This window comes from Dyadobacter sp. CY261, from assembly GCF_021440085.1.
In the GTDB taxonomy this organism is placed as follows: Bacteria; Bacteroidota; Bacteroidia; order Cytophagales; family Spirosomataceae; genus Dyadobacter.
The window spans coordinates 100,631-126,632 of sequence record NZ_JAKCPW010000001.1 but is presented as its reverse complement, the minus strand read 5'-3'; the positions used below and the strand labels follow the sequence as shown (position 1 = coordinate 126,632).

Annotated in this window: 20 protein-coding genes; 4 read left to right on the top strand and 16 right to left on the bottom strand. The window is 48.5% G+C overall.

Going from position 1 to position 26,002, the window contains the following annotated elements:
* Window positions 1-10: 10 nt before the first annotated feature.
* The 6 genes from LZD49_RS00515 to LZD49_RS00490 all read right to left on the bottom strand — a co-directional run bounded on the left by LZD49_RS00515 (window position 11) and on the right by LZD49_RS00490 (window position 7,142).
* Window positions 11-1,195: a glycosyltransferase gene (locus tag LZD49_RS00515; RefSeq protein ID WP_234665351.1), complete on the bottom strand. Its 1,185-nt coding sequence runs from the start codon at window positions 1,193-1,195 to the stop codon at window positions 11-13.
* A 278-nt stretch (window positions 1,196-1,473) separates the two neighbouring features.
* Window positions 1,474-2,958, bottom strand: a complete 1,485-nt coding sequence (locus LZD49_RS00510; RefSeq protein WP_234665350.1) for an O-antigen ligase — start codon at window positions 2,956-2,958, stop codon at window positions 1,474-1,476.
* Window positions 2,958-3,104: a hypothetical protein gene (locus tag LZD49_RS00505; RefSeq protein WP_234665349.1), complete on the bottom strand. Its 147-nt coding sequence runs from the start codon at window positions 3,102-3,104 to the stop codon at window positions 2,958-2,960. Before LZD49_RS00505 ends, LZD49_RS00510 begins: the two co-directional genes overlap by 1 nt.
* Before the next feature lie 11 nt (window positions 3,105-3,115).
* Entirely contained in the window at window positions 3,116-4,294 is a 1,179-nt protein-coding gene (locus LZD49_RS00500) for a glycosyltransferase (protein WP_234665348.1), read from the bottom strand.
* Window positions 4,291-6,471, bottom strand: coding sequence for a lipopolysaccharide biosynthesis protein (locus LZD49_RS00495; protein WP_234665347.1), 2,181 nt, complete (start codon window positions 6,469-6,471; stop codon window positions 4,291-4,293). The genes LZD49_RS00500 and LZD49_RS00495 overlap by 4 nt, the downstream gene beginning before the upstream one ends.
* Window positions 6,468-7,142 (bottom strand): TolC family protein, encoded by a 675-nt coding sequence (locus LZD49_RS00490; protein WP_234665346.1) that lies wholly within the window; start codon window positions 7,140-7,142, stop codon window positions 6,468-6,470. Before LZD49_RS00490 ends, LZD49_RS00495 begins: the two co-directional genes overlap by 4 nt.
* Window positions 7,143-7,245: 103 nt before the next feature.
* Between LZD49_RS00490 and LZD49_RS00485 the strand changes: the two genes are divergently transcribed.
* Entirely contained in the window at window positions 7,246-7,863 is a 618-nt protein-coding gene (locus LZD49_RS00485) for a DapH/DapD/GlmU-related protein (protein WP_234665345.1), read from the top strand.
* A 16-nt stretch (window positions 7,864-7,879) separates the two neighbouring features.
* Here LZD49_RS00485 and LZD49_RS00480 read toward each other — a convergent pair whose 3' ends face one another.
* From LZD49_RS00480 to LZD49_RS00465, 4 genes are all read right to left on the bottom strand, one after another.
* Window positions 7,880-9,091 (bottom strand): sugar transferase, encoded by a 1,212-nt coding sequence (locus LZD49_RS00480; RefSeq protein ID WP_234665344.1) that lies wholly within the window; start codon window positions 9,089-9,091, stop codon window positions 7,880-7,882.
* 12 nt (window positions 9,092-9,103) lie between these two features.
* Window positions 9,104-9,493: a response regulator transcription factor gene (locus LZD49_RS00475; RefSeq protein ID WP_234665343.1), complete on the bottom strand. Its 390-nt coding sequence runs from the start codon at window positions 9,491-9,493 to the stop codon at window positions 9,104-9,106.
* A 340-nt stretch (window positions 9,494-9,833) separates the two neighbouring features.
* Window positions 9,834-11,024, bottom strand: coding sequence for an energy transducer TonB (locus LZD49_RS00470; RefSeq protein ID WP_234665342.1), 1,191 nt, complete (start codon window positions 11,022-11,024; stop codon window positions 9,834-9,836).
* Complete coding sequence (locus LZD49_RS00465) at window positions 11,011-11,664, bottom strand: RNA polymerase sigma factor (protein WP_234665341.1); 654 nt, start codon at window positions 11,662-11,664, stop codon at window positions 11,011-11,013. Before LZD49_RS00465 ends, LZD49_RS00470 begins: the two co-directional genes overlap by 14 nt.
* Before the next feature lie 75 nt (window positions 11,665-11,739).
* Here LZD49_RS00465 and LZD49_RS00460 point away from each other — a divergent pair, with 75 nt between their 5' ends.
* Window positions 11,740-13,587 carry a VWA domain-containing protein gene (locus LZD49_RS00460; protein ID WP_234665340.1) on the top strand — a complete coding sequence of 616 codons (1,848 nt, stop codon included), beginning with the start codon at window positions 11,740-11,742 and terminating at the stop codon, window positions 13,585-13,587.
* A 51-nt stretch (window positions 13,588-13,638) separates the two neighbouring features.
* On the opposite strand, the gene LZD49_RS00455 is transcribed toward LZD49_RS00460, so the two are convergent.
* The 6 genes from LZD49_RS00455 to LZD49_RS00430 form a co-directional block, all read right to left on the bottom strand.
* On the bottom strand, window positions 13,639-13,845 hold the full coding sequence (locus tag LZD49_RS00455) for a hypothetical protein (protein WP_234665339.1): 207 nt from the start codon (window positions 13,843-13,845) through the stop codon (window positions 13,639-13,641).
* On the bottom strand, window positions 13,836-14,408 hold the full coding sequence (locus LZD49_RS00450) for a zeta toxin family protein (RefSeq protein WP_234665338.1): 573 nt from the start codon (window positions 14,406-14,408) through the stop codon (window positions 13,836-13,838). Before LZD49_RS00450 ends, LZD49_RS00455 begins: the two co-directional genes overlap by 10 nt.
* Entirely contained in the window at window positions 14,408-14,992 is a 585-nt protein-coding gene (locus LZD49_RS00445) for a DUF4202 domain-containing protein (protein ID WP_234665337.1), read from the bottom strand. The genes LZD49_RS00450 and LZD49_RS00445 overlap by 1 nt, the downstream gene beginning before the upstream one ends.
* 21 nt (window positions 14,993-15,013) lie before the next feature.
* A complete protein-coding gene (locus tag LZD49_RS00440) occupies window positions 15,014-15,484 on the bottom strand; it encodes a hypothetical protein (RefSeq protein ID WP_234665336.1) in 471 nt (156 codons plus the stop codon).
* Between the two features lie 80 nt (window positions 15,485-15,564).
* On the bottom strand, window positions 15,565-19,782 hold the full coding sequence (treY, locus tag LZD49_RS00435) for a malto-oligosyltrehalose synthase (RefSeq protein WP_234665335.1): 4,218 nt from the start codon (window positions 19,780-19,782) through the stop codon (window positions 15,565-15,567).
* Between the two features lie 64 nt (window positions 19,783-19,846).
* A complete protein-coding gene (locus LZD49_RS00430) occupies window positions 19,847-20,224 on the bottom strand; it encodes a response regulator (protein ID WP_234665334.1) in 378 nt (125 codons plus the stop codon).
* A gap of 466 nt (window positions 20,225-20,690) precedes the next feature.
* Here LZD49_RS00430 and LZD49_RS00425 point away from each other — a divergent pair, with 466 nt between their 5' ends.
* Together LZD49_RS00425 and treS are read left to right on the top strand one after the other, a co-directional pair.
* Window positions 20,691-22,649, top strand: coding sequence for an alpha-1,4-glucan--maltose-1-phosphate maltosyltransferase (locus tag LZD49_RS00425; RefSeq protein ID WP_234665333.1), 1,959 nt, complete (start codon window positions 20,691-20,693; stop codon window positions 22,647-22,649).
* A gap of 8 nt (window positions 22,650-22,657) precedes the next feature.
* Complete coding sequence (treS, locus tag LZD49_RS00420) at window positions 22,658-25,999, top strand: maltose alpha-D-glucosyltransferase (RefSeq protein ID WP_234665332.1); 3,342 nt, start codon at window positions 22,658-22,660, stop codon at window positions 25,997-25,999.
* Window positions 26,000-26,002 lie beyond the last annotated feature (3 nt).

Sequence of the window (26,002 nt, the reverse complement as noted above, 5' to 3'; positions counted from 1 at the left end):
AAAGAAGCCATCACAGGCTCTCCTGGGCTTTACTGATGGCTTTATAAATTTCCCCTACACTGTTTTCCCAGCTATGCGAGCTGGCAAATAACCGCCGCGCGGCAGTGCGCTCGTCGGAATTTTCGATAATGGCGCGTTCAATCAGGCGAACATATTCTTCTTTGTTTTTTCCCAGGTAAACGTGCTCTTCGAAAACGCTCATCGCGTCGGTGGCTGTCGCTACAACCGGCTTGCCCACCGCCAGGTATTCGTCGATCTTGCGAGGGTAGTTCCCTATCGTGACCTCATTGAGCAACTGCGGGTTCACGCACACATCGAACGAGTTGATGTAAGCAGGTAAATCAGCGAGATCCCGTGAGCCCGTAAAAGTTACATTGGGTAAATTATGAAGGCTGCTCTGAAGAAACTCTTTGTCTTCCGGGCCCACGAGCACGATATTCCAGTCGGGCCGTACTTCGGCAATGTATTGGAGCAGCTCCATATCCAGGCGAAGACTTTGCAATGCGCCTACATAGCCAATGCGCGGGCGGCTAATGCCACGAACGTCGGCGGGGTCTTCGGAACGGTTACCAGCCATGAAAACATCCAGGTCGCAGCCTTGCCCCACATAGTATGATTGCTTGTTGTACTTGCCACAATACTTGGCCAGGTAAACAGAATTGGCCACGCAGAGATCACTTTTGGCGATCAGCCGGGGTTCGAGCCGGCCTCCGTGCTTCCGCCAGTACTCAACGGCAAGCATATAATCGCGGGAATAGTAGATGGACAGCGCCGGTTTGAGCAGATCTTTCAGGAAAAAGCTGCGGAAAATATCATTGTCATTGAAATGGACATAATCTGCAAAACCCAGTCGTTTGACAGCCCGGGCGATCGACGCGGCCAAAAGCTGGTTGTTTCTTCTGTTCAAAATATCGAAAAGCATCTCGGGTATCCAGTTGATCGACTCGATCATCTTGTCGGGATAGAATACCCAAAGATTTTCCTGTATTTGTTCGAGGCCATCCGCTTTGCCGTACACCACCGCCTTTCTTTTAATAATCTTCGGATCGCTGCCGCCTTTAAGCAGGCTGCCGCGGTCGAGCGGAGAATTAACATATAGTACTCTGTGGTTCTTGCTGAATTCCAGAGCAATGTTCTTGCAGTTACTTCCGATTTCTACATCCCAGGCCTGTTGTCCTGTAATGACAATATCCATATAGCTGTGACTGATGTGTGGATTTTAAAACCTCCACCTTCGTTGAGATTCCTTAAGTTGATGTCCTGGATTTGCGTTTCCAACATCCGACAACCGGTCGAGCCTCTCGTCTGCCCGTATTTTCTACACGCCTGTCTTCTATCAGTCAATATACCTCAAATTATCGTTCACCTGCGAAGGACGGAAAAGTGAATTACATAATAGTTTGAGATCACGCATTCAGGTCAGCTTTATCCGACCCAAACTGCACATAATTTACGGCTTTTGTAAAAACAATTTTACGAAATTGCTTCCCGCTGTTCACTTTCATCGATCACGCGAGTGATCTTAATTATTGCAGCAGCGAGATAGAAATAAATGTTTGAAGGAAACTGTACAAGTGCCTCTTGGGGGTAGTTACCTATGTTGTAAGCAAATACAACAAGCAACATAGCCAGGCAATAGGTCTTCAATTCCGAATTTCTGATGAGAAAGTAGTTATTGATACCGTCACGTAAAATCAAGAACATTAATAAACAAAAAAGGGACAATCCCACCCAGCCCAGCTCAACCGCCACGCGTACATATCCGCTGTCGGGCGGAAAATTGGCAAGATAGGATTGCGGCGCAAAACGTACCCCCCATACGCCCGTAGCCCCGAGCCCCCCCCCGATCGGATGGCTGAGAATATAAGGCTGGATGCGTTTCTGATTGTCTTTCCGCACTTTGTACGACAGATCGTCATTAGGCTTAAAGGCGGTTTGGAACCGCACAATATTGGGGTCTCCGGTCGGCACAACAATCATGAACAGGAAAAACACCCCGGCAATACCCGAAAAAATCATTACCTGCCTGTTGATTCGCAAGATGACAAAGAGTACCATTGCCGCCGGAATCAACACATAAGCACCGCGTGTGCCCGAGAAAAGCATCGCCGAAAAAAACAATGCAACGAGCAGCGCAATCACTATTTTTTTGCCAGTATTTTTCACGAAGGTCAATAAGGCAATGCAAATAATGCATCCCACCACCATATTGTATGAGAATGCGACCGGATCAGCGAAAATCGAGAACTTACGCCAGTGACCCGCGATGAATAGCAAATCCGAAATACCCTCACCTTGCAGCCAGGCATTTTCTGCGTCTGAGAAACCGATATATTCTTGTTTGTAAGCATATAATGCCCCAAAAACTGCGAGGCCGAGCCACAATTTGATCACAAATCGAAGGAACCGGATGCTACGGATCTGGTACAGGAATACGAAATACGTCAGCATCACGATGGCCACAGACCTTATCGTATAAACCCAAGCTAAGCGCGATTCGGCAGCGGGATTGGCAACCTCAAGAATGTTAAACCCAATCCAGATCAAAACCACTACGCTGACCGGCCCCTTCAAAATCGCCCAATTTCGATGCCGTCTTTGATGAATGAAAAAGCCTAGTATAAGTAGCCCTTGAGTGGCATCCATGACCGTACCGAGTGGAAAGTCGATACCTTGCCTACCTATAAAGAAAAGCAGATAAGCAAGCAATAGCAATAATGTGATCCCAAACTGCGGGTAGGCTACTATTGAATAAACAACCGGTGGACCGACCATCAGTCCTAGAATTGCCGCGCCTGCAAGGATCCCATTGTAGGCGATGAGCGCACCAAAAACCAGTGATATCAGCAGCAGAATAAAGAGTCCGGCAAGCTTACGGTCAAACAACGCCCGTAACTTTTCGATGCGGCTCAGCCCCTGGCTGCTTTTTCCGGGAATGTGTATCTGAATGTCTTGCACTAAAAGAACAGAATTTTGAAAAACCAGATAAATACGCTCACCAATGCCAGCAACAATGCCGCCTGGCGTGTCTTTTGTTGCAGAGGTGTGAGTTCGCCAAAACCCTTTTTCTGCTTACTGGCCTTTTTTTGCGGGTAAATCTTCATACCGAATAGGTTTATCGCTGAGTACTCTTATTTTCCTGCCGCGTGGCAACCGATATCTGGTTTGCCCTGCGTGCGTTCACGAGCGCGGTAAGCTGGTAGAACATGAATTTCGGAATGTTGACCAGCGACTGATAAATTTTCGGATCGGTTGGCGAGCTTCTTAGTGAAATGTAGAAACCTAGCACGAAGATGAGCAATGCGATAAGCCATACCAGCGACAAAACCGGCAGGATCAGCAGATTTACCAGCATAAAAAACACCGAGAGCACTAAAAATATAAATAGCGGCGGCCGCAAAAGTATCAATCCAAACAATGTCTGATTAAGACTGAACCTTGTAGTGCCTTTAAAAACCAGCCCGAAACCTAAGGCAAAATATTTGAACCAGGTATTGATCCATCGTGCCCGCTGCTTCACAAGCTGGTCGGAGCCGGTCGTTTTTTCATCATAAACAATGGCTTTGTCGGCAAACGCGATGCGGTAGCCGCGGCCTACGATGCCTTCCTGCAATACTTTATCGAAACCGGCACCGGTCACATCCAGATGCCCCAGCACTTTTTCGTACAATGCCGTTGTAAATGCCATTCCCGACCCGGCCAATGTTGCCGAAGAACCCGCACCGAACAATACTTTGCCATCGTAGAAATGGTAGTAAATGTCACGGGCAGCGTCCAGACAGGCGTAGGTTGTATCCAGATTTTTCGCTTCACGTACACCTTGCACTGCCGCAAATCCCTGTTTGAAATATACATTCAATTCATTCAGGTATTCAGGATCGGTGAGGTTATCGCTGTCGATAATTGTCAAATGCGAATGTGGACGGATAAAGCGGCGAATAGCATAGAAATGTGAGCGGGTGTTGCCACCCAGAACCTGCTCAGGACGTAGCAACAGCACCTTATCGGCCGGAAAATGCAGGTTACGGATATCGCATTTATCGGCGACTATGTAAATATGATAGCGCTCGTAATTCAAATCCAGCAGCGAGCTCACAACAGCGGGTAGCTGGGCGGTATATTCATAAGCGGTCACGATGATCGCATAATCAGGCAATTCCTCTGAGCCAGCCACCGGCCACGCGGTTTTTATCGATTTCCGGATGCCATAAACGAGCAGCACAAACACCGGAAACACCAGGTTGTACCCTATCGCGATCTGGATCGCCCACCATATCCATTCCAGGACTCTCATGCTTCCGACAGTTTAGCAACCTTGCCGGCCTGCTCTGGAATACTTTCGACATTGGTGAGCACCCACCCGGCAAATTTGCCGTTCAGGCTGTCCAGATACTGGATTTTAGATTGATCTTCAGCACCAATGGAGTGCCCCGCGGCAAATACCGCTACCACCAGGTCCGAGAATGTCACCCATTCTTTTGCCCTGTTCATGGCGCGTAACGAGTCGGTTTCGATCAGGATAATGTCAAAACGCGCTTTCAACGCCTGCAAACGCTCACCGATCGTCTTCTCGTCGGCCAGTTCGAGTACGGAAAAATCCCCGGCTTTGGCACCCAGGATGCTGATCTGGCCCGCAGCTGCTTCCGGCAGATTATTGGATTTCACGAAGCTATCGAAAGGCACGCTGTCCGGGTTCAGCTTGGAAATATCGGGCTGCCCGAAGTTGCCATCGATGATCAGGACCGTTTTGTTGATCTTTGAAAATGCCCAGGCCAATGCAATCACAAAAGGTGTTTTACCCACACCATACCCTAAACTGGTAACGGCAATGATTTTAGGGTCACCCATTTCGCTATCCAGCTCATAACGGATCGACCGCACAAGATTTTTATAAAGCCGCACAGCCTTGTCGTCCGAGGCATTCATCCCGGACAAGCTTAGGTTCGAATCTTTATCCAAAGCATTCAAATAGCCTAGCACCGGCGTATTCGTTTCGTTTGCAAGTTGCAGCGGATAACGGATGGATTTGTCGAGATAGAAAAGTATAAAGAATACGAACACGCAGAAAGTGAAACTGATAACGCCCGACAGGATTACGAGCACCATTTTCTTGGAAGCCTGTACTTCTCCCGGCATCGCACGCTCAATCAGGCGCAGGTAAACAGGAAAGCTGAATTCCAGACTAGCTTCATTATAGCGCTGCAATGCTTCAATATATTCCTTGCTGGCAATGTCGATAGAGGTCTCATACTCCTGAATTGTCGCCTCATTGGGTACTAATCCGTCGAATTTGCGGTTTAGGCGATCCAGTTCGGCTTGAATCGATGTCACACTGTTTTTTGCTAGTTCGAGCGAGATTTCCATGCTCAGCTTCTGTGTTACCAGATCCTGCTTTACCACCATCGGATTGTACGCGTATTTATCCGTAGCTTCGTTGATCTCCTCTGTCAGACGACCTCGCAGCGAATCCAAGCTGATTTTTAGTTTCGGATCGAAATTGCTCAGGATATAACGCTCGTTCAAAGCTTTCAAATTGTTCTTTGTACCAATGATCTTCTGATTAATTTCGGTCAAAGCACTTTCGAAATATTTCCGCTCGGTCGGGTTAAAACGCTGGTCGATATTCCCGATTGCGGCTGTATAGGCAGCGATGTCCCTCTGCGCCATTTGGCGCCGGGTTTCAAAGTCGGCCACCTGACCGTACATGGCTCGGGCTTGTTCATTGAGGTTCAGTACGCGGTTACGTATTTTGAAATTCCTCAACGTGTTCATGCGCTCGTCAAGCGCCTGCCGCTTTTGCTGCATAAAACTCGCCAGGAAATCGATGGTCTTTTTGTTATTACCAACCACGCGTGAAGAGTTGTCAGCAATAAATTCCTGTGCAAGCGTATTGAGTACATATGCCGCCAGATCTGGATCCTCGGCCTCATATTCGATGTCGATATAGTCGCCGACTCCGGTACGATAAACCGTAAGTTTATCTCGTAGAGCATTGGCGCTATAACCCATTTCCGAGATAAGGTCATTAAGCCTTCTCTCCTCGGGTTTCCACAAAAATAACTCTTCGTGCTTCTTATATTTTTGGGTTATAAGGGCAATGGCCTTTGCTTTGTTGGCTTTGCTCATTTCTTCAATCTCTCGCACCGGTTCCCGCCATGTCGAATCCTTTAACCCCTTCAAATCGTTCAAAATCAAACGGTACGAAACCTGGTCGAGCGTCCGTTTCAGCCGCATAACCTGAATAAGACTCTCAAATTTGCGCGCGATCTGCTGATCCTGCTCGTCTTTCTCACGCGTTACTACCTGGTCGGTCTTGTCTACCAGGCCCGTCGCGATCCGAGCGTGCGATTCATAAGTATCGGGCAACCTTCTGACCAGAAAATAGCACACGATTACGGTGATGACCGGAACCAGGACGAGGGTGATTTTATTCCTCTGCAGTAATCTTAAAAATTGTACAACTTCGGTCATTTTATATCTTCTAGTTTTTGCCCCAACAATTCTTCCAAGCTGGCTTTTGCGATTAGAACCTCGCTTTCAGTATTCAGCAGGTTTTGCGCGTGGTCGGTTTGCATGACCAAAACCTGGTTATATTTCTCTAACGTCTCCTGACCCATTTCGAAGCGCTTCTTCACATTTTCGAGCATGCTCTCTATATCCAGCGAAGCATTGGAACGGATGCGGTATAGTGCCTTTTTCTGAATCAACGTAAAGTATCTTTTCTTGACCTCTGCTTCAATGTTTAGGTCAAAGGACTGTTTATCGTATTCTGCCACAGCCAATTCACTTTTAGCCTGCTTCACCTGCGCCGGTTTTTGAAGTATCGTACCGATATTAATGAAAAAGCCCAGCTGGTAGGTAAATGGAAATGAAGGAGACACAGGTCCCGAAAAGCTCTTGGGGCTGTACAAGTAAGAGAAATTAAAAATATCGAAGTAGGAAAGCTTCGCTTTATTGATCCCCGTAGCCGTTGCGTCGATCCGCGCCTGATACATTTTGAACTTGGGGTAATTGGTCTTGCAAATTGTAATCAGTTTATCGAGGTACGCATAGTCTACGTCTTTGCTCAAAGATTCCTGGGCACGGACGCCATAGATTGTAAAGAAGAGCAGGAGCCCGAGAGCGGCATATTTTTTCGGCATATTAGGGTATAATAATTATTTAAAAATCACTTTCGTTTGACTTTGAACTAATAGAAAATACTTTTGGTAAAAATATTACTACATCTTCACTAATCTAGGTAAAATGTCGTTCTCAGACCAAATCCGGAACAGTCCGGGACTCAAAAAATTTGTCCACTGGATGCTGCTCCCAACCAATCAAGCCCGTCCAAGGCTCTGGGTCCGGATTTTTTTGAACCGTTTTTTCCATAAAAGGGGCAAAGATGTCATTATCCGCCGGTGGGTAAGGATGGATGTATTGCCGTTCAATCCCTTCTCTATCGGCGACAGGTCGATGATCGAGGATTTCAGCACAATCAATAATGGCGTGGGGGCAGTGTATATTGGTGCCAACTCGCTGGTTGGCCTGGGAAATGTCATTATCGGTCCGGTGACGATCGGCAACGATGTGATCCTTGCGCAGCACATTGTTGCCAGCGGCCTGAACCACAATTATCAGGATATTCATCAACCGATTCACAAACAGGGCGTAAGCGTTGCTTCGATCGTTATCGAAGACGAATGCTGGATTGGCGCTAATGCTGTAATCACCGCCGGTGTTACCATAGGCAGGCATTCGGTAGTCGCCGCCGGGGCCGTGGTGACGAAGGATATTCCTCCCTATTCGGTCGCCGTCGGAAACCCCGCCCGCATTATCAAAAAATACGATCCCGAATACAAAACCTGGGTAAAAGCTTCCTGACATAACGTTGGTTCCGTCAGACATTCTCCGACTGCAACAGCGCCGGGAATGTTTTCAGGATGATCTCCATATCCATTTTAAAGGAAAATTCCCTGGCGTAGGTAATATCTAGCAGCGTCCGCTCCTCTTCCGTCATATCGGCCTTGCCTTTGCCGCGCTTGGTTACCTGCCACAGGCCAGTAAGCCCGGCCGGACCCGCAAAACGCAGAATTTTATCGTCGGTGGTCATTTTCTCCGCTTCGTACAACGGCAGCGGGCGGTTACCCACCAGCGACATGTCGCCTTTGAGGATGTTGAGCAGCTGCGGAAGCTCATCGATACTCGAATTCCGCAGGAAACTTCCAAGGCGCGTAATGCGCGGGTCGTTCTGGAACTTCATAAATGCCGCTTTTTGCTCCTTCTGATAATGGTATTGCTTCTCGCAGATCTCCTTGCCATCATGGAATAGCATGCTCTTACACGCGCCTCCGGCCAGACAATCATCACAAAGTCCCTGAGTGTCGGTTTGTGACGCCGGTTCGGCTTTGGAATACATGTTCAATGCAGCCATTTTTCGGATCAACTGGTCGGCGTCGGTCCGCATTGTCCTGAATTTATACAGGTCGAAGATTTTGTAGCCACTTCCTACCCTTTTTGATTTATAGAAAACCGGCCCCTTCGAATCTAGTTTGATCAGGATCGCGACGATAATAAACACCGGAAGTAGCAGGATCACCGCCGTGCCTGTTGTGGCAACGTCGATCGCACGCTTCCAGAACGGCGTCTTATGCCCTTGCGAGCCTATTTTTTGAGAGGCCTTGTTGGCCACGAACCATTGCCGTTTTCTGAAATACCTGATGCGCGTGATCAGGTCACCGTCTTGAAAACAAACGGAAAAAACATCATCGGCATGCTTGCTGCGAGCAATGTCTATGGCCGCCCGATTGAGGTGGTCGACGAGCAATACAAATGGTATGTTACCAAAGCCTGCACTGTTGCGGATGGTGTCCAGCAATTCCAATCCGCCACTCCTGTCATGCGCGATAATCACGTCTGCGGGATAATTCTCCCTTAACGCTTCCAGAGCGCTCGCAGGCGTATCAAAGTATTCAACCTGAAGATACTCAGCGAAACGTTCAGTAAATCGGAGATATTCCTGAAAATCGGTGTGGAGATAAATAACCCTGAACTGGGCAACGTAGGTCTTACCTGCCGTTACCGCGTCTGTGGTTGTGCCGGCCAGTTCCATTATATCGGTCGTTTAAGAGAAGCGTTTACTGCGCCGCAGCACGGCGTTAATCTTGGCATGCACTTCCATCGGGTTGAAGGGCTTGACCATAAAATCGTCCGCACCGAGGTTGAGGCACTGAATCCGCTCGCTGCTTTCGTCGGACCCTGAAAGAATGATAATCGGAATTTCGGCGTACAGGTTACTCGCCTTGGCCACTTTAAGGAACTCTTTTCCGCTCAGATTGGGCATATGGAGGTCGGCAATAATCAGATCGACCTGGTTACCTTCTTCAAGCCAGAGCATTCCTTCAGAACCGTCACTTTTGATTACTACGTTAAAGTCCTTCTTTAGAAAATGTTCCAGGATCTTCGTGATACTGGGTTCGTCATCTATAATCAACAGACTCTTTCTATTGTCCATAGGTTAGGTATAAGTGGGCCAAATTTGGGTGTTGTGTTGATGAGAAATGGCAATCAATTATTTCGTAGAGTTAGTAATAATAGTTGCCATAACAAAATTTCGACTAGAATATTGCAGCGCTCGTCATTAGGCAACCCGGCTCATTTGCAAAACGACCGGTACGCAACTATGAGGGAGAAATTGCAAATCCAGGTTTGCTGAATTCAAAAAAATGAGTAGTTAAGAGCTTTTAGTAAAATTAAATACTGGGAAGTACAACACAAAAAATTAAAGCTCTATTTTGGAAATAATTCAAAATTACTTCTACAAGTAACCAGCTAACCGCCTGATTTGGATAAGCTTAATGAGTTCGGCGGAATTGAAGTCGTATTTCAGCGATTGCAGCTACGGGGCCCCCTTTTGTACGTGCCGGTAGCCATGCCGGACCTTTCCTGATGATCTGTATGGCCTCGTTCTGAAGTTCGCTGATGCCTTTGGCTGTAAAGCCAATCAACGTCCCGGTGGGACTTACCACGAATGTCACCACCACCTGCCCTGTTGCGATAGCGGAACCAGTGCTGCTGTCAAGATAGGCGCGATAAGGCTCCCAGCCTCCGGCAGGAACCGGGGCCGGACGATCTACATCCGACGGGATAGGCACATTCGTTCTTTTCGCCTGGGTTGACGTTCCTGCTATCAGCACCTCGTTCAGCGTTTCAGGTAATGCATTCGAATTGGTATCCGTAGCCTTCTTTGATACCAAATGGGGCTGTGAAGACGTCGCCTTCGCTCTCGCAGCCAGGGATTTACCGACCGCCTGCGCTGATCCGGGCACGGCAAGCGCCTTGCCTGGCTCGATGGCTGCTTGTGAAGGCGCTGTCTGGGCCAATCCGGAATCAGCCAGCGCAACGCCAAATTCGTCCTTCCTTACCGACTCTTCTGCCTCAGTGGAAACGACGGGTGCCACCGCACGGGATTCTACTGAAACATCGGCGGACTGTTTCGTTCCACTTGGAACGTTCGCCGGGGGCAACGACCCGGGAATCGATTTCAACACAAGCCGTGACGGGGCTCCGGTAGTCGGAGTTCCGGTTGGTTTTATCGCAGCCGGAGCGGGTGCCGGCAAATTCAGGGTAGGTGTTTGCTCAGAAACAGCGCTTTTCTTTTGAGTGAAAGTAGCCGGGGGTTGCCGCATATCACCCTGGTAGTCTCTCAAAAAAACAAGCCAGTAAAAGATTATTGCGAGGCATACCGAAGCCGCGGAGGCGTACATCCAGAGTGGCAAAATTCTTCTGCGTGAGTCCGGGACGCGTAGGTCCGGGACGCGTAAGTCCGGGACGCGTTCATTCAACCGCCTGTACAAGTCCGTCCGCACGCCGGCAACATCCAAATGCTCCGCACGCCAGAGAAGGAAACCTTCGTATGCTCCGGCAACCAGCGGCTCGTCCAGCATTCTTCCTTCCAGCAACCGCTGTTGAGCCGATGGCATCCGCCCGCTATAATAGCGCTCGAAATCATCAAAATCCGGTATGAGGTCGTTAGTAGTTGCCATTTCCTTCGATACAGATTTTCAGGTTACGCTTTCCGTTTTGGATAAAACTCTTCACTTTGCCCATTTCAAAGCCGGTTTCGCCGGCAATATCCCGGTAGCATTTGTTTTGCAGGTAGAAGAGTTCAATGCTAATCCGTTGCTCGCTCACTAGTTTTTGCAGACATTCATCCAATGCATCAAGTTGGCCGTCGAGCACAAGCGCGCTATCTCCCGGTTGCATTTCAATGTAAAACTCCCGTTCCCCGTCGTCCAAAGACTCCGTACCCGCCGCGGCTCTCTCCGACCTGACTTTCATCAAACAATAGTTTCGCGCCACGCTGTGCAGCCAGCTTTTCAGGTTCGAAACTTCGTGTTGTTTCAAATCAGCTACCAGTTTTTCAAAGATTTGCATCACCGCGTCCTTGCTATCATCCTCATTGCGCAGGTATTGAAAACAAACACCGAAAACCATATCCATATAAGGTGCATACAATGCCCCGAGCACGGCGATATCGCCCGAACGCCGGTATGCCGCAAGCCTTTCTGCCTCCGGGACCGGTTCCCTACCCTTACCTTGAAAGAGTTTCAAAAACTTCACGTGCGCCTGTGGAAATGGTTTCCAGCTTTCTGAATACTGGATGCGGTTTGACCAAAATTCCATAAAAAAAAATTAAAAACTTTTATGGAATTACCCGGCGGCACGCATCCAGCAGATAATTAACTAAATCAGGAAACCATGAAAAGCAGAGTATTCATTCTATTAGCCCTATTTTTGAGTGCATTCGCGTTAATACCCGACCGCGTTATCAAAGGCACCGTAACCGACGGCTCCAATGCACCGCTTGCCGGTGTGAGCGTTTCATTGCAAGGAGGTGTAACCGGCACTGTTACCGACCGCACAGGCCATTTCTCCATTCGCGTTCCAAATGTTGCGCGGGCACTTGTATTCAGGAAAATCGGGTACAAGGCTTTGACGGTACCGGTAGCTTCCGATTCTGTTTTATGGGTAAAGCTGATACAACCTGCGCACGAGCTCGATGAATTAACGGTAACAGGCCAATCACTACCCCAAAAGAACATGTCCGTCGGATTTGAAAGGGTTGCTTCCGCTCCTTCCACTTTCTCGGGCATGGTCATGCAAATGCCCCATGAAACCGAAAGTTATAAGCCTGTCAATGAGAATGGCTTTTTATCGGTTGGTCAGCAGCCGGTAACTACCTTCTCGGTCGACGTCGATCGAGCCGCGTATAGTAATGTCCGGCGTTTTCTCAACAATGGCCAAATGCCGCCCCCGGATGCCGTCAGGATTGAAGAGATGATCAACTATTTTGACTATAACTACACACAACCTGCCGGCGAACATCCCATTTCGATTTCGGCCGAAACCACCGATTCACCTTGGAATCAGGGGCTTAAACTCGTCCATATCGGTTTGCAGGCCAAGACCGTTTCGACAGAAAACCTTCCGGCATCCAACCTCGTTTTCCTGATCGACGTCTCCGGCTCGATGGCCAATCCCAACAAACTTCCGCTGCTCAAACAGGCATTTAAACTGCTCGCCGATCAGCTACGTTCCGAGGATAAAATTTCTATTGTTGCCTATGCAGGCTCAGCGGGCCTGGTATTGCCGGCAACATCCGGAAGTGAGAAAAAATTAATTAAAGATGCACTTGACAAACTCGAAGCAGGCGGTTCAACAGCCGGTGGCGAGGGGATCGAACTGGCCTATAAACTGGCAAAAGACAATTTCCTTTCGAAAGGCAACAATCGAGTCATTCTTGCTACAGACGGCGACTTCAATGTAGGCATTTCCAATGAATCCGAATTACAGAAACTGATTGAAGAGAAGCGAAAAGCTGGCATTTTCCTAAGCGTAATGGGCTTTGGAATGGGTAATTACAAAGACAGCCACGTCGAAACCCTGGCCGACAAAGGCAATGGCAACTATGCCTACATTGATAACATTCAGGAAGCCCGAAAAGAATTTGTGCAGGAGTTTGGTGGCACATTGTTCACGATTGCCAAGGATGTCAAAATCCAAATCGAGTTCAACCCGGCACATGTGCAGGCCTACCGGCTTATCGGTTACGAGAACCGGGCATTGCGGAATGACGAATTCCACGACGATAAAAAAGATGCGGGCGATATGGGCTCAGGGCACACTGTAACGGCTATTTATGAAATTGTACCGAAAGGAGTTACTACGACATTCATCGGCAAAGTCGACGCGTTGAAATACCAGTCGAAGAACGGCGGCTCCACCACTGATAGCGATGAAATGATGACCGTCAAGGTTCGGTACAAAAAACCGGACAGCGAAAAAAGCGTGCTATTTGACCTGCCGGTGAAGGCCACATCAGTTGATTTCGATAAATGTTCTGAAAACCTGCGGTTTGCTACGGCCGTAGCCGAATTTGGCCTGCTATTGCGTGGTTCCGAATTTAAGGGGGCCGCCACTTATTCGGATGTGATCCGACGGGCCCGCAGCGCATTTGGCAAAGATGAAGAAGGTTACCGCTCTGAATTCGTGCAACTTGTGAAGGTGGCGCAAAGTTTGGACGGCTCGCAGATGTCGCGGAAGTAAGGTGTTTCGGATAACTAGAACCCAGTCAGACCCGCTCCGGCTGGATTCTAGTTATTTTGATTCCTGATCGGCCTTATTCAAAGATTCCAGTACATCTTTGGCAGGAACATATTTAAATCCATCCTCTCCATCTCCAACCATTACGACATCCCCGGTCAATGCTCGTTCTTCTATCATTTTGCGTACTGCTTTTCTAACGCCAAAAATGATTCTTTCCGAAACATCATTCAAGTTTTGAGCCTGCGCTTTCATTTCCATCGCGTTCTAATTTTGTTCCAAAGTACCTTATCCAACACGTTCTGTTCGACACCTAGATTTCCTTCTGCAATGACAATCGGGCTGGGGTACATATTGTTGATCATAATCCAACTATCACAAATAGGCTGATAGATACTGAAAAAGTTTTTTAATCCTCCCTGGTATCGCCTTATGACGGTCTCATCAGGAATGGAATGGCCACCTCTCCTTACACGATCATGCACGCGCTCGATTGCAACGTAAGGGGTTGCTAACCAAAAATACAACAAGGAGACGGTGTAACCCATCGCCTTAGCGTCCCGAATAAGTGCGGCGTAGCTTTTAGTTGACAGAGTGGTTTCAAATGCGAAATCCTCTCCACGCTGCATCAAATCTCTCACCCTGTTGAGCATTATTCTACCGGCCTCTAATGCTATTTTTTCGGCATTAAATGGTGAAATACCTTCCGCGATTTTATCCGCATTCACAAACTCCTTACAATCCAAAATCTCGGGCAAAATCGTGTAACTGGCCGTTGTCTTGCCAGCGCCATTGCATCCCGCTATAATGTAAAGATTTGGCATTAATCTTCTTTCAAAGCCTTTAAAATCAAATCCCTTCCCTTGTCACTGTAATTCAAAGATAACGCCATGTCTTGTCCGGGTGCGCTCATTTTGGCCCACGTTTTTCGCAGGATATCAATCATTTTTTCTTCGGTCGTTTTAGCGATAAGATCGTCGTACTGGTATTGCAGGAAAACAAGGCACAAGGCATTTTCCATGGTTTGTACGGCGGGGTCAGTTTTGAGGCGCTGTTTGAGAACGATCTGCTTCACGCGGGTGATCGTATCCTCATCATAACCGACTTCTGATAAAATTGCCACGGCAATGCCTGCATGGTATTTGGAAAGGTCACTGCGCCATTTGAGGTAGCCAACCCGGCCGTCGGGATAACTTTTGCGGGCAATCTCCCAACGTCCGATGTGCTGGCAGCGCGATGCGAGCAGCAGACTTTCGTCGGTTTCGGGATCAAGCTTTCTGACCCATTCGTGCAGTTTTATAGCATAAAAATATTCAACCGGATATTCTACGCCTTCCCACACAATCCGCTCCGGCGAACGCTTGTTATAGGCATCAAAAAGTTCAAAAGCTTGATCGAGCTTGCTCATGGTGAATTGGTATAGTAATGCTTATTGGGCTGCCTTGAATTTCAGGGCAATGGTGGTCATACGCGGGTAGTCGTAGGCGGTGCTCTGCGTTTTCATAATGAAGGAATCCTTGCGAACGTCGTCTGGCCGGACGCTCCATTCACCCTTACTGGCTCCATCGGCCGCGCCGATCGTGATGTTCTGATCGCTGATTTGCCATTTCAACAGGAACGGCGCGGTTTCACCTTTAAAGACACCTGAAAAAACGCCATCCTTTTTTACCTGAACCGTTTCCATATACCGCTGGAAATCAATGCCGCCGAACTGCTGGGTCATTTTCCCGTCTTTGAAAGTTACTGCATCGTTGACGCTGATTTCCTCTATCTTCCATTGGGGAGCGGCCGTCAGCAATTCTGCCGCTTCCTGTGGAGTACCGGCTGTCCGGTCACAGGAAATCGTCAAAGCGGATGCAAAGAAAGTGAGGATAAAAAAGAAAGTCCTTCTGAAATACATGGTAATCGGAGTTGTGGCTATGCGCAAATATAGCCACAACTCCGATCAGACCTCCCAAATAAACCGGAGGAATTTTAAGCCTACTCGCGGTTATACAGCAGCGTTATCGTGCTCAGAAACTCCGCCGCTTCTTCGTCGATCTGTCCAGGCTGCAACCGCCAAGCCCAGTTGTTTTCATTTGAACCAGGAAGGTTCATTTTAGCGGATTCATCCAGGTTCAAAAGGTCCTGAATGGGTAATATGGCCGTTTTGGCAACGGAACTGAAAACGGATCTGGCCAGTTCCCTGGCAACATTATCTTCCGAAATCTCCTTACCCAGGTAAGATTCGAGTCGCTCCCGAACTCCTGAGGCAGCCAGTTCCCGGAACCAGCCTTTGGTTGTATTGTTATCGTGCGTGCCGGTATAGCCGATGAAATTGTGTTTGAAATGATGCGGAATATGGTCGGATTGCGCCATGTGTTCATCGAATGCAAATTGTAATACCTTCATTCCCGGTAGGCTGAACTTGTCGCGTAGCGCATACACTTCGGGACTGATTTCACCCAGATCTTCTGCAATGAACGGCAACTGTCCCAATGCAGCTTCGATCTTTCGGAAAAAGTCCTCACCAGGACCGATCTTCCAGCTTCCGTTAATAGCGGTTTCCTCTCCACCCGGCACTTCCCAGTAATCAGCGAATGCACGAAAATGGTCTAGGCGCACAAGGTCGAACATTTCCATATTGCGCGAAAGCCGGTCGACCCACCACTGGTAGTCTTGTGCTTTAAGGGCACCCCAGTTGAAAACGGGCATTCCCCAAAGCTGTCCGTCTTCCGAAAATGCATCCGGAGGCACGCCGGCAATACCTGTGATCTTACCGTCATCATCCACACAAAACAGCTCGCGGTCAGCCCATACATCGGCCGAATCGTAGCTTACGTAAAAGGGAATGTCTCCCAGAAACTTGATCTCTCGCTCGTTGCAATATTGCCGCAGCTTTTTCCATTGTTTATCAAAAACAAATTGCTGCCATTTTATAAAATGGATCTGCGCTACTTCCGATTCCCGCACCTCATCGAGCGCTTCCTGCTCCCTATGCCGAAACTCTTCTGGCCAGGTGTACCAGGGCTGGTTATCGAAGCGGTCTTTAAGAACCATATAGAGCGCAAAATCGTCAAGCCAAATCGCATTTTTTTCGGTGAATACATCCAATTCTGCTGCATCCTCTCCGGGATGATCATTGTAATGTTCGAATGCCTTTTTCAGCAATGTCCGCTTCGTGTCCCAGGCAGCCGCGAAATCAACTGTCGATGACTCAGGCAAATGGTATTGTGCCAATTCTTCCCCTGGCAGCAACCCCTGTTCGGCCAGGACTTCCGGACTGATTAGCAGAGGATTGCCTGCGCGGCTCGATATCGCGCTGTAAGGCGAATTCCCCTGCGAGGCCTCTGTAGGGTTCAAGGGAAGTATTTGCCATATTTTCTGGTTTGCTTTTCCCAAGAATTCGGCAAATTCGAATGCTGCCGGGCCGATGTCTCCGATACCAAATGGTGACGGAAGTGATGTGATATGCAGCAGCAAGCCTGCATTCCGTTCATTTTCGGCGCGTTTACCCTTAAGGATCGCCAGCGGCAGGCTGCCGAATAAATCCGCAGGTGACAGTTTTTTCTGGAACTCGGCCTGGCTGTTTGTGAGTACATTATCCCATTCCGGAAGCAGATTCTCAGGCAACACCACGTGCGTATCCTGCCAATCCAGTTCAAAAAACTCTTTCTGCTGCTCCCGGCTCATCACGACGGTGTGCAAAGGTACGACGGTCACAAAAACGTCACGTTTATAACGCCTGGCAAATGCGAGCAAATTATCCTTATAAGTGCCACGGACTTTTAACGGAATGTATTCCCCCTGCGTGAAAAGCAACGGATATTGCCGGCGCAACGCGAACAGACGCTGCGTGAGCCAGAGTTTGACCTCGCCGTTATGGCGGCTTTTCCAAAGCTTTTCTACCAAACGGTCCGTCTCATAGCTTTCCAGCTCGTCAAGCCATTGTTTCCTTTTTACAAAATCGACTTTCCGTCGGTTATCAGGATCCACAAGGCTCAAATCCCATAATTCGCAGCCCTGGTATACGTCAGGCACGCCAGGGCAAGTGAATTTCAGCACCACCTGGGCAAGCGAGTTGATGATACCAAAATCGGTGAGGGATTCAAGAAACGCATGGAATGAAGCTGGAAATCCGGAGCCTTCCTTCAATAGACTACTAGCGAAATCACTGGTTTCTTTCTCATATGCCTCGTTAGGTGCCGACCATGATGAGTTGTTTTTTGCCTCCCGCAATGCTTTTTGCAAGTATTCTCCCAGGCGCTTGGGGAAGTCATCCTCATCTTCGCCGGGCATCGGATAAGCACCGGCGATGGTTTGATAAATCAGGTATTCGTCATTGGCATCAGGACCTTGGCCGGATTGTTTGAGCCCTCCATTCGCCTGCTGCCATTCCTTCACTTTCTCAATCCACTCCGAAGATAAATCCGTCAACACATTCAGCCTCGCACGCACATCCTCTCCACGCTTGGTATCGTGCGTTGATGTCCCATTCAAGGCCATCGGCCAATATTTTCGACGCTTCTTCATGTACTGGTGAAAATCGCTTGTTTTCATACCAAAGCGGTCGGGGAAGTCCCCTACATCATTGTGTCCTATGAAGCGGTTATAGGTATACATCAAAGTGTCCTCACCTCCCTTGGCCATCAGTGGGCCGGTGAACTGCATGCACCGCTGGTAAAATTCGGCGGCGCGACGGTTATAATCTTCGTCACCGAGTATCGGCCGATGGATGAAACATTGCTCCAATACCTCCACAGCCGGTGAAAGATCAAGATGATGCTTATTAATATCAACAAATATGTGTTTTACAGCCTGCGATTCCTCATCTGAAAGCGGTAACACCTTTCCATAGTACCTGTAAACCGGACAATGGATCAGAAACTCGCCGATCACTTGCCGGATCAACTCCCCGCCAATGCGCTCGATGGTCTCATTATCCGCAAGTTCCAGCTTCATAAAGAGTTGAAAAAGGTTATCGAGCTCCCCTGCCATATGCTCGTAAAGTATATCGTTCTTTTTACTAAGCAACAACTCCCGCACCGGTCGGTCGTCACCCGTTAGCTCATTATAGTAATCAGTAAAAGGCTTTTCTGCGGATTGATTGGTAAACAAATTATTCAACACGGCGAGGAATTCGTAGCCTGTTGTGCCCTGGATCGGCCATTGGTCGGGCAGATCCTCGTTTTCTCCCAGAATCTTTTCAGCTACGATGTAAGTTTCGTTTCCGAATTCCTCCCGCAACTTTTCCAGATAACCTGAGGGATCAAAAAGTCCATCTATATGATCTATCCGAATCCCTTGAAAAATCCCCTCCTCAGTTAATTGCCTGGTGAATTCGTGGTATTTCTCAAAAACCGCATCATCCTGTATATTCAGACAAATAAGTCCATTTACTGTGAAAAAGCGGCGGAAGTTGATCTGCTTCTCGGTACGCTGCCAATGGCAAAGCACATAATTTTGTTGGTCAGCCAGGGTGCGAAGCTGCGCCGCATCAGCATTCATAATGCTAAGCGCTTCGTCGATTGCAGGTCTGAGTTGCTCCTCGGTGTAAAGGGCCCGTAACTGTAAGAGCCATTCATTCCAGCGCTGGGAAAATGCAGAGGCGTCTTCGACCTGGTTCATCTCTTTCAGCTGAACCAGAAGTTGTGAAAGTGCCTGTGAAGTATCTTTTACGTTTTCAAGGATTACGCCGTATGATCGCAAATTGAGTGGGAAAGCAAGTCCTCCAAAATCCAGTTTAAAGCGGTTATCGTTGTAAATGACCCCTACTTCCCGCGCTTCAATCATTTCATCCTGGTCCTTTGACAAGAAAGGGACCATGAGCTTCCCCTGGAAAAGCGCGCTGTTCCATGCAATATCGAAATACGAAGCATATACCGATTGCTTACCTTTTTCCAGCACATCCATCAGCCAGTCGTTTTCTGCGTGGAAAGCCATATGATTGGGCACGATATCCTGCAACCAGCCAATTCCGGATTCGCGAAGATTTGCGGAAATGCTTTTGAGATTGTTCAGCGTGCCTATTTCCGGATCGATCCGGGTGGGATCCACGCCGTCGTATCCGTGCGTACTCCCCGTCGTGGACGCGAGAATGGGTGAGGCATAAATTGTCCCAACCCCCAATTTGCGGAAGTAGGGAATCAGGGGTTCAAATTCCTGAAATGAAAAGTCTTTATGAAATTGAAGCCGGTAAGTAGAAACGGGATGATACATGTTGCCGATGATAAGTGCATCCTCAGCCTGTTAAATATTATGCCAGCATCCGGCACAGCTGGGCTTATTGGTCGAGCAGTTCTCTCAGCAATGGTATCTCAAGGGGTTTGGATAAAAGCTGGATGATGTAAGGATTGGATTCGGCCTGCTCAATATCGGAAATGTCCACCGTCGATGAAATCATAAACAACCGGATGCGTTTCCTGACCGCCTCCGGTAACAATCCATAATGCTCGGTAAATTCAAAACCATTGATGCCGGGCATTTGAAGATCCAACAGAATTACCGTCTCGGGAATTTCCGCCCCTTGACTACTGAGGTGCTCTATCGCCTGTTGTGGCGAATTGAACGTCCTCACCGTTTCCGTCAAACCGCTTTTTAGCAAGAGCTTTTCCTGCGTGAAAAGGTCGAATACACTGTCGTCTACGATAATAAATTCCATTTTGCTAGAGGAAGGGTTCAAAACATTCAAATCGGCCACACGTCATATCACAAGAGAATAACCCCACTTCTACATACTTTCAAATCGTAGAAATAGTTGTCGCAAATAAGCTACAAAAGTTTAAAATCTAACTGATAAATCTGGCAAAAGGGCCTATTTGCTACTCCGAAACCACCATTTTTTACGAAAGTGATGAATGGTGCCTGGCAGTCCGGTCATTTTCTAAAATCAATGAGCGGCCACTGCCTTCGTTCTTTTCGGGCCTGTTGAAAGGCTATCGTTGAGCGGTAAGATCTGGTAGAAGTGGGCTATCGATTGTAAAAGTTACTGAATAGTTTTTTTACTCTCAAGATAAATTACGGATTTCAATTCAGCGCGTTCCCCCTCCTTCCCGGACAATGTCTGCAGGCATGATTTTAACTACCGTTTCTGGACATTCATCAGACAACACTAAAAATCATTGACAATGAGCAGGCTGAATGGAAGGACGCGGGCGGTGATCAGCAACGTCAGGCCACAAATCGATGAAGGTCGGGCTCCGGCCCGCAGGGCTATCGGAGAGCACGTCGAATTCTCGGCAGACATCATCGCGGATGGTCACGATGCCGTGGCAGCAAGTGTGATCTGCCGTCATGAATCAGAACAGCATTGGCAGGAAGTGCCACTTTCTCATGTCGGCAACGACCGTTGGTTCGCAACATGGGTACCCCCCCACGAAGGTTTTTACGAATATCGCTTTACCGGTTGGGTGGATCACTTCACCAGTTGGAAAAAGGGTCTCGTCAAGAAATTCGATGCCAATCAGGACATCGCCGTCGAATTGCAGATAGGTGCGGGAATACTGAGTGAAGCAGCGGAACTGGCAACAGCAGAGGATAAACCGGCTTTCGAACCATGGATCAATGCATTGGAGAATGCATCCGACCCACAAGATGCCGTTGATCTGGCCGTGGGCGACGCCCTGGCTGAGGCAATGTCGAAAATCAGATACACCGACCGGGTCACTGTTTTCGACCGCACTTTTCGCCTGGAAGTGGAACGTAAAAAAGCCGGGTTCAGCGCATGGTACGAGCTTTTCCCGCGATCGGCCGCAGCGTTGCCCGATCGGCATGGTACGTTCCAGGATGTACTCAGGCTGTTGCCGAAAGTCGCCAAAATGGGTTTCGACACGCTCTACTTCCCTCCTATACATCCGATCGGAGAAATGAAGCGCAAAGGCAAAAACAACTCGCTGGTCCCATCTGCCAGTGATCCCGGTTCGCCCTGGGCAATCGGTAACCGCTTCGGCGGACACAAATCCATCCATCCCGAACTGGGTACGCTTGAAGATTTTACCGAACTCGTTAGCCAGGCGAAGGAATTGGGCATCGAAGTCGCGATGGACATCGCATATCAGTGCGCACCCGACCATCCGTATGTGAAAGAACATCCGCAATGGTTCAAGTGGCGCCCGGACGGCACGGTGCAATACGCCGAAAATCCGCCTAAGAAATATGAAGACATTCTTCCGTTTGATTTTGAAACACAAGACTGGCAAAATCTGTGGGATGAACTCAAAAGCGTCATCGATTTCTGGATAGAGCAGGGCGTAAATGTGTTCCGGATCGACAACCCGCATACTAAGGCATTCCCTTTTTGGGAATGGACGATTGGGGAAGTGCGAAAAGTCAATCCACAGGTCATCTTTCTTGCCGAGGCATTTACGCGTCCGCGGGTAATGGAGCGGCTGGCTAAAATCGGTTTCAACCAATCATACACCTATTTTACCTGGCGGAACAGCAAATGGGAGCTGGAACAGTACCTGTATGAGCTCACCAAAACAGACCAGCAGTATTACTTCCGGCCTAATTTCTGGCCGAACACGCCGGACATTCTGCCGCATCACCTGGTGGAAGGCGGTGAAAATGCGCATATCACCCGATTCATCCTGGCCGCCACGCTTTCTTCCAATTACGGCTTATACGGACCTGTTTATGAATACGGGATAAACGCCCCGCACCCGGGTAAAGAGGAATATACCGATAATGAAAAGTATGAGATCAAGCATTGGGACTGGGAACGTTACAGTCGCACGCGTGAGATCATCACCCGCGTAAACCGCATCAGGAACGCCCATCCGGCTTTGCAGTCGACGTGGAATATCGATTTTAACGAGACGAACAATGACCGGGTGATTAGTTATACGAAGGTGGCGCCGGACGATGGCGAATCGCTGCTAGTTGCGGTCAACCTGGATTATTTTAATACACAAGGTGCGCACATCCGAGTACCGCTGCACCGCTTTGGCATCGGCTCCAATCAACCCTACCTCGTGCGCGATATGCTAAGCGGGGAAAAATACAGGTGGCAGGGCGAGTACAATTATATCCAGCTCAATCCCTGGGAAATGCCGGCACACATCCTGAAAATTGAACGATTGAACTGACACAACACATGGAATACAAGAAAGGAACTCTCGACAAAAATTTGCATTGGTATAAAGATGCAATCATTTATGAACTACATATCAAAGCCTTTAAGGATGGCAATTGTGACGGAATAGGCGATTTTCAGGGCCTTATGGAGCAACTGGACTATCTCCAGGACCTCGGTGTTACGGCTATCTGGCTCCTCCCCTTTTATCCGTCGCCCCTTCGTGACGATGGCTATGACATTGCCGACTATTACACGATTAACCCTTCTTATGGCGATATTCAAGAGTTCAAAGCCTTCCTGCGCGAGGCTCACAAGCGTGGCTTGAAGGTCATTACAGAGCTAGTGATCAACCACACGTCCGACCAGCACCCATGGTTTCAACGTGCGCGACGTGCTCCAAAAGGCTCGGCCTACCGCAATTTCTATGTCTGGACCGATGACCCCAAACAGTTCAAAGATGCCCGCATTATTTTTCAGGATTACGAAAAATCCAACTGGACATGGGATAACGAGGCCGAGCAATATTATTGGCACCGTTTCTTCCACCACCAGCCTGATTTGAACTACGACAGCCTGGATGTGCAGGAGGAAATTTTCAAGATCATCAATTTCTGGTGTAAAATGGGTGTCGACGGGTTTAGGCTGGATGCTGTGCCGTACTTGTTTGAGCGGGATGGTACCAACTGCGAAAACCTGCCGGAAACACACGCCTATTTGAAAAAACTCAGAAAATACGTCGACGATCGCTATCCGGGCACCTTATTGCTGGCCGAAGCCAATATGTGGCCTGAAGATTCGGCCGCCTATTTTGGCGATGGCGACGAATGCCAGATGAACTACCATTTTCCGATCATGCCGCGCATGTTTATGTCGCTGCAAATGGAAGACAGATATCCAATAACCGACATTTTCGATCAGACGCCTGCCATTCCGGACAATTGCCAGTGGGGAATTTTCCTCCGCAACCATGACGAGCTCACGTTGGAAATGGTTACCGACGAGGAGCGGGATTATATGTATAAAGTGTATGTCAAAGATCCAAAAGCCCGTATCAATCTGGGAATCCGGCACCGGCTTGCACCTTTGATGGAAAACAACCGCAAGAAAATTGAATTGCTTAACAGCTTGCTATTCACTTTTCCTGGAACGCCGATCATTTATTACGGCGATGAGATCGGGATGGGCGATAACTTTTACCTTGGCGACCGTGATGGCGTACGCACACCCATGCAGTGGACTCCGGATCGCAATGCGGGCTTTTCGCAGGCCAATCCCCAACGGCTGTACCTGCCGCTGATTCTCGATCCTCAGTATCACTATGAATCCGTCAATGTGGAATTGCAGTCACGCAATTCGTCATCGTTGCTGTGGTGGATGCGGCGCGCCATTAGTACACGTAAAAAGTACAAGGCATTTAGTCGGGGTGACATTAAGTTTTTGAACCACGAAAATTCAAAAGTACTGGCATATACCAGGACTTTCGAGGACGAGACTATGCTGGTGATTGCCAACCTGTCGAGATTCCCGCAGCCCGTTGAGCTGGACCTGGATCAATACAAGGGGTTTCAGCCGGTGGAAATTTACAGTAGAAACAAGTTTCCTGGTGTGAAAGATAACACACCCTATTTCTTCACACTGGAAGCTTATGGCTGTCAATGCTTTTTAATGCAAAAAACACACCCGGAAATAGATGAGAACGAAGAACTTCCATTAATCAATCTCGACAAATGGAAAGACCTGGTGGAACCGGAAGTGCTTGAAAAACTGGAAACCAGTGTTCTTCCATCCTACCTGATGAAGATGAGATGGTTTGGCGGTAAGGGGAAAGGACTCGACAGGGTTGCTATCATATCGCACGCCGCTATTCCTCTCGGTGATAATCCGCCTTGCTACCTGCTGCTGTTGGAAATTTCGTATCAGAATGACTTGCCGGAAATGTACCAGCTTCCTGTTGCCTGGGGCAAGGAGCCATTCGCGGTCAGTGTCCGGGAAAACTGTCCACAGGCTGTTTTGGCTAGGATAAAGATTAAAGGGGAGGAAGAAGCGGTACTTTTTGACGCCATATACGGACTTGAGCTGCAACAAGCACTCATCCAGAATATGGCCGGGAATGAGAAATTAAATGCTAAAAACAGCCAAATCCACTTCTCGGCAAGCCGCCAGCTTGCGCAGCATTTGAAGGAAACCGAGCGGATCAAACCACGTGTACTCTCGGGAGAACAAAGCAATACTTCCATCACTTATGACGGAAGGTATTTCTTCAAACTCTACCGAAAAGTGGACAGGGCAATAAATCCGGATGTAGAAATCACGCAATACCTGACCAATAAGGCGCGCTTCAAGAATATCCCGGCTTACATTGGCGCGATAGAATGGAAATACAAAAAGGATTCGATGGTGCTTGGCATGATGCAGGAAATGGTTAGCAATGCTACCGATGCGTGGGCCAATATGCTCGACCGCCTGGATAGCTTCAATGAAAAAATCCTATCGACGATCGGCCTGGAACTTCCAACTGAACTCCGTGGCACGCTTACCGATCCGGTTGCATTCGAAGATATTCCCGAGATGTTGAAAGAACTGCTGGATGTGCATGCAGCCGAACAAGCGCGGCTGCTGGGAGTACGAACCGCGGAAATGCATCTGGCATTAGCCGGAGAAAAAGAGCATCCGGACTTCAAACCGGAAGACTTTTCGCTTCACTACCAGCGATCGGTATATTCGTCCCTGCAATCGCTTGTGCGGGTAGCATTCCAAAGCTTGAACCGCAATTTGAAAAAACTAGGTCCGGAAATCCGGAAAGTGGCAGAGGAAACCATGCAGCTAAAAGAGGAAATTCTCACCGAGCTTAAAAAGGTATATAGCCACAAGATCGACACGGCCAAAATCCGTATTCACGGTGATTATCATTTAGGCCAGGTGCTCTTTACCGGCAAAGATTTCGTGCTATTAGATTTTGAGGGAGAACCTGCCCGCAGTTATAGCGAACGCCGACTGAAACGCTCGGCCCTGCGCGACGTTGCAGGCATGCTCCGGTCGTTTCATTATGCTGCGCATAGCAGTCTGTATCTCGACAATCAAATCAGGCCCGAAGATGTAGGCAAGCTGCTGCCATTTGTGGAGCAATGGTACCATTACATGAGCGGCTTCTTTCTGAAGGCTTACCTTGAGACAGTCGGCGACAGCCCTATTATTCCTCATCAGAAAGGTGACCTGCAAATCTTGCTGAAGACATTCCTGCTTCAAAAGGCCATTTACGAGCTGAATTATGAAGTCAATAACAGACCATCATGGGTGATGGTGCCAATGAGAGGCATTAGGGCCATCCTGGATAAAAATGAGGCCGGCGTGATTGTTTAATAA

What these genes read in the sequence shown, in the direction of transcription:
- LZD49_RS00515 (WP_234665351.1), bottom strand. Translation starts at nt 1,195, where the DNA reads ATGGATATTGTCATTACAGGACAACAGGCCTGGGATGTAGAAATCGGA.
- LZD49_RS00505 (WP_234665349.1), bottom strand. Translation starts at nt 3,104, where the DNA reads ATGAAGATTTACCCGCAAAAAAAGGCCAGTAAGCAGAAAAAGGGTTTT.
- LZD49_RS00500 (WP_234665348.1), bottom strand. Translation starts at nt 4,294, where the DNA reads ATGAGAGTCCTGGAATGGATATGGTGGGCGATCCAGATCGCGATAGGG.
- LZD49_RS00495 (WP_234665347.1), bottom strand. Translation starts at nt 6,471, where the DNA reads ATGACCGAAGTTGTACAATTTTTAAGATTACTGCAGAGGAATAAAATC.
- LZD49_RS00490 (WP_234665346.1), bottom strand. Translation starts at nt 7,142, where the DNA reads ATGCCGAAAAAATATGCCGCTCTCGGGCTCCTGCTCTTCTTTACAATC.
- LZD49_RS00485 (WP_234665345.1), top strand. Translation starts at nt 7,246, where the DNA reads ATGTCGTTCTCAGACCAAATCCGGAACAGTCCGGGACTCAAAAAATTT.
- LZD49_RS00480 (WP_234665344.1), bottom strand. Translation starts at nt 9,091, where the DNA reads ATGGAACTGGCCGGCACAACCACAGACGCGGTAACGGCAGGTAAGACC.
- LZD49_RS00475 (WP_234665343.1), bottom strand. Translation starts at nt 9,493, where the DNA reads ATGGACAATAGAAAGAGTCTGTTGATTATAGATGACGAACCCAGTATC.
- LZD49_RS00470 (WP_234665342.1), bottom strand. Translation starts at nt 11,024, where the DNA reads ATGGCAACTACTAACGACCTCATACCGGATTTTGATGATTTCGAGCGC.
- LZD49_RS00465 (WP_234665341.1), bottom strand. Translation starts at nt 11,664, where the DNA reads ATGGAATTTTGGTCAAACCGCATCCAGTATTCAGAAAGCTGGAAACCA.
- LZD49_RS00460 (WP_234665340.1), top strand. Translation starts at nt 11,740, where the DNA reads ATGAAAAGCAGAGTATTCATTCTATTAGCCCTATTTTTGAGTGCATTC.
- LZD49_RS00455 (WP_234665339.1), bottom strand. Translation starts at nt 13,845, where the DNA reads ATGGAAATGAAAGCGCAGGCTCAAAACTTGAATGATGTTTCGGAAAGA.
- LZD49_RS00450 (WP_234665338.1), bottom strand. Translation starts at nt 14,408, where the DNA reads ATGCCAAATCTTTACATTATAGCGGGATGCAATGGCGCTGGCAAGACA.
- LZD49_RS00445 (WP_234665337.1), bottom strand. Translation starts at nt 14,992, where the DNA reads ATGAGCAAGCTCGATCAAGCTTTTGAACTTTTTGATGCCTATAACAAG.
- LZD49_RS00440 (WP_234665336.1), bottom strand. Translation starts at nt 15,484, where the DNA reads ATGTATTTCAGAAGGACTTTCTTTTTTATCCTCACTTTCTTTGCATCC.
- treY (WP_234665335.1), bottom strand. Translation starts at nt 19,782, where the DNA reads ATGTATCATCCCGTTTCTACTTACCGGCTTCAATTTCATAAAGACTTT.
- LZD49_RS00430 (WP_234665334.1), bottom strand. Translation starts at nt 20,224, where the DNA reads ATGGAATTTATTATCGTAGACGACAGTGTATTCGACCTTTTCACGCAG.
- LZD49_RS00425 (WP_234665333.1), top strand. Translation starts at nt 20,691, where the DNA reads ATGAGCAGGCTGAATGGAAGGACGCGGGCGGTGATCAGCAACGTCAGG.
- treS (WP_234665332.1), top strand. Translation starts at nt 22,658, where the DNA reads ATGGAATACAAGAAAGGAACTCTCGACAAAAATTTGCATTGGTATAAA.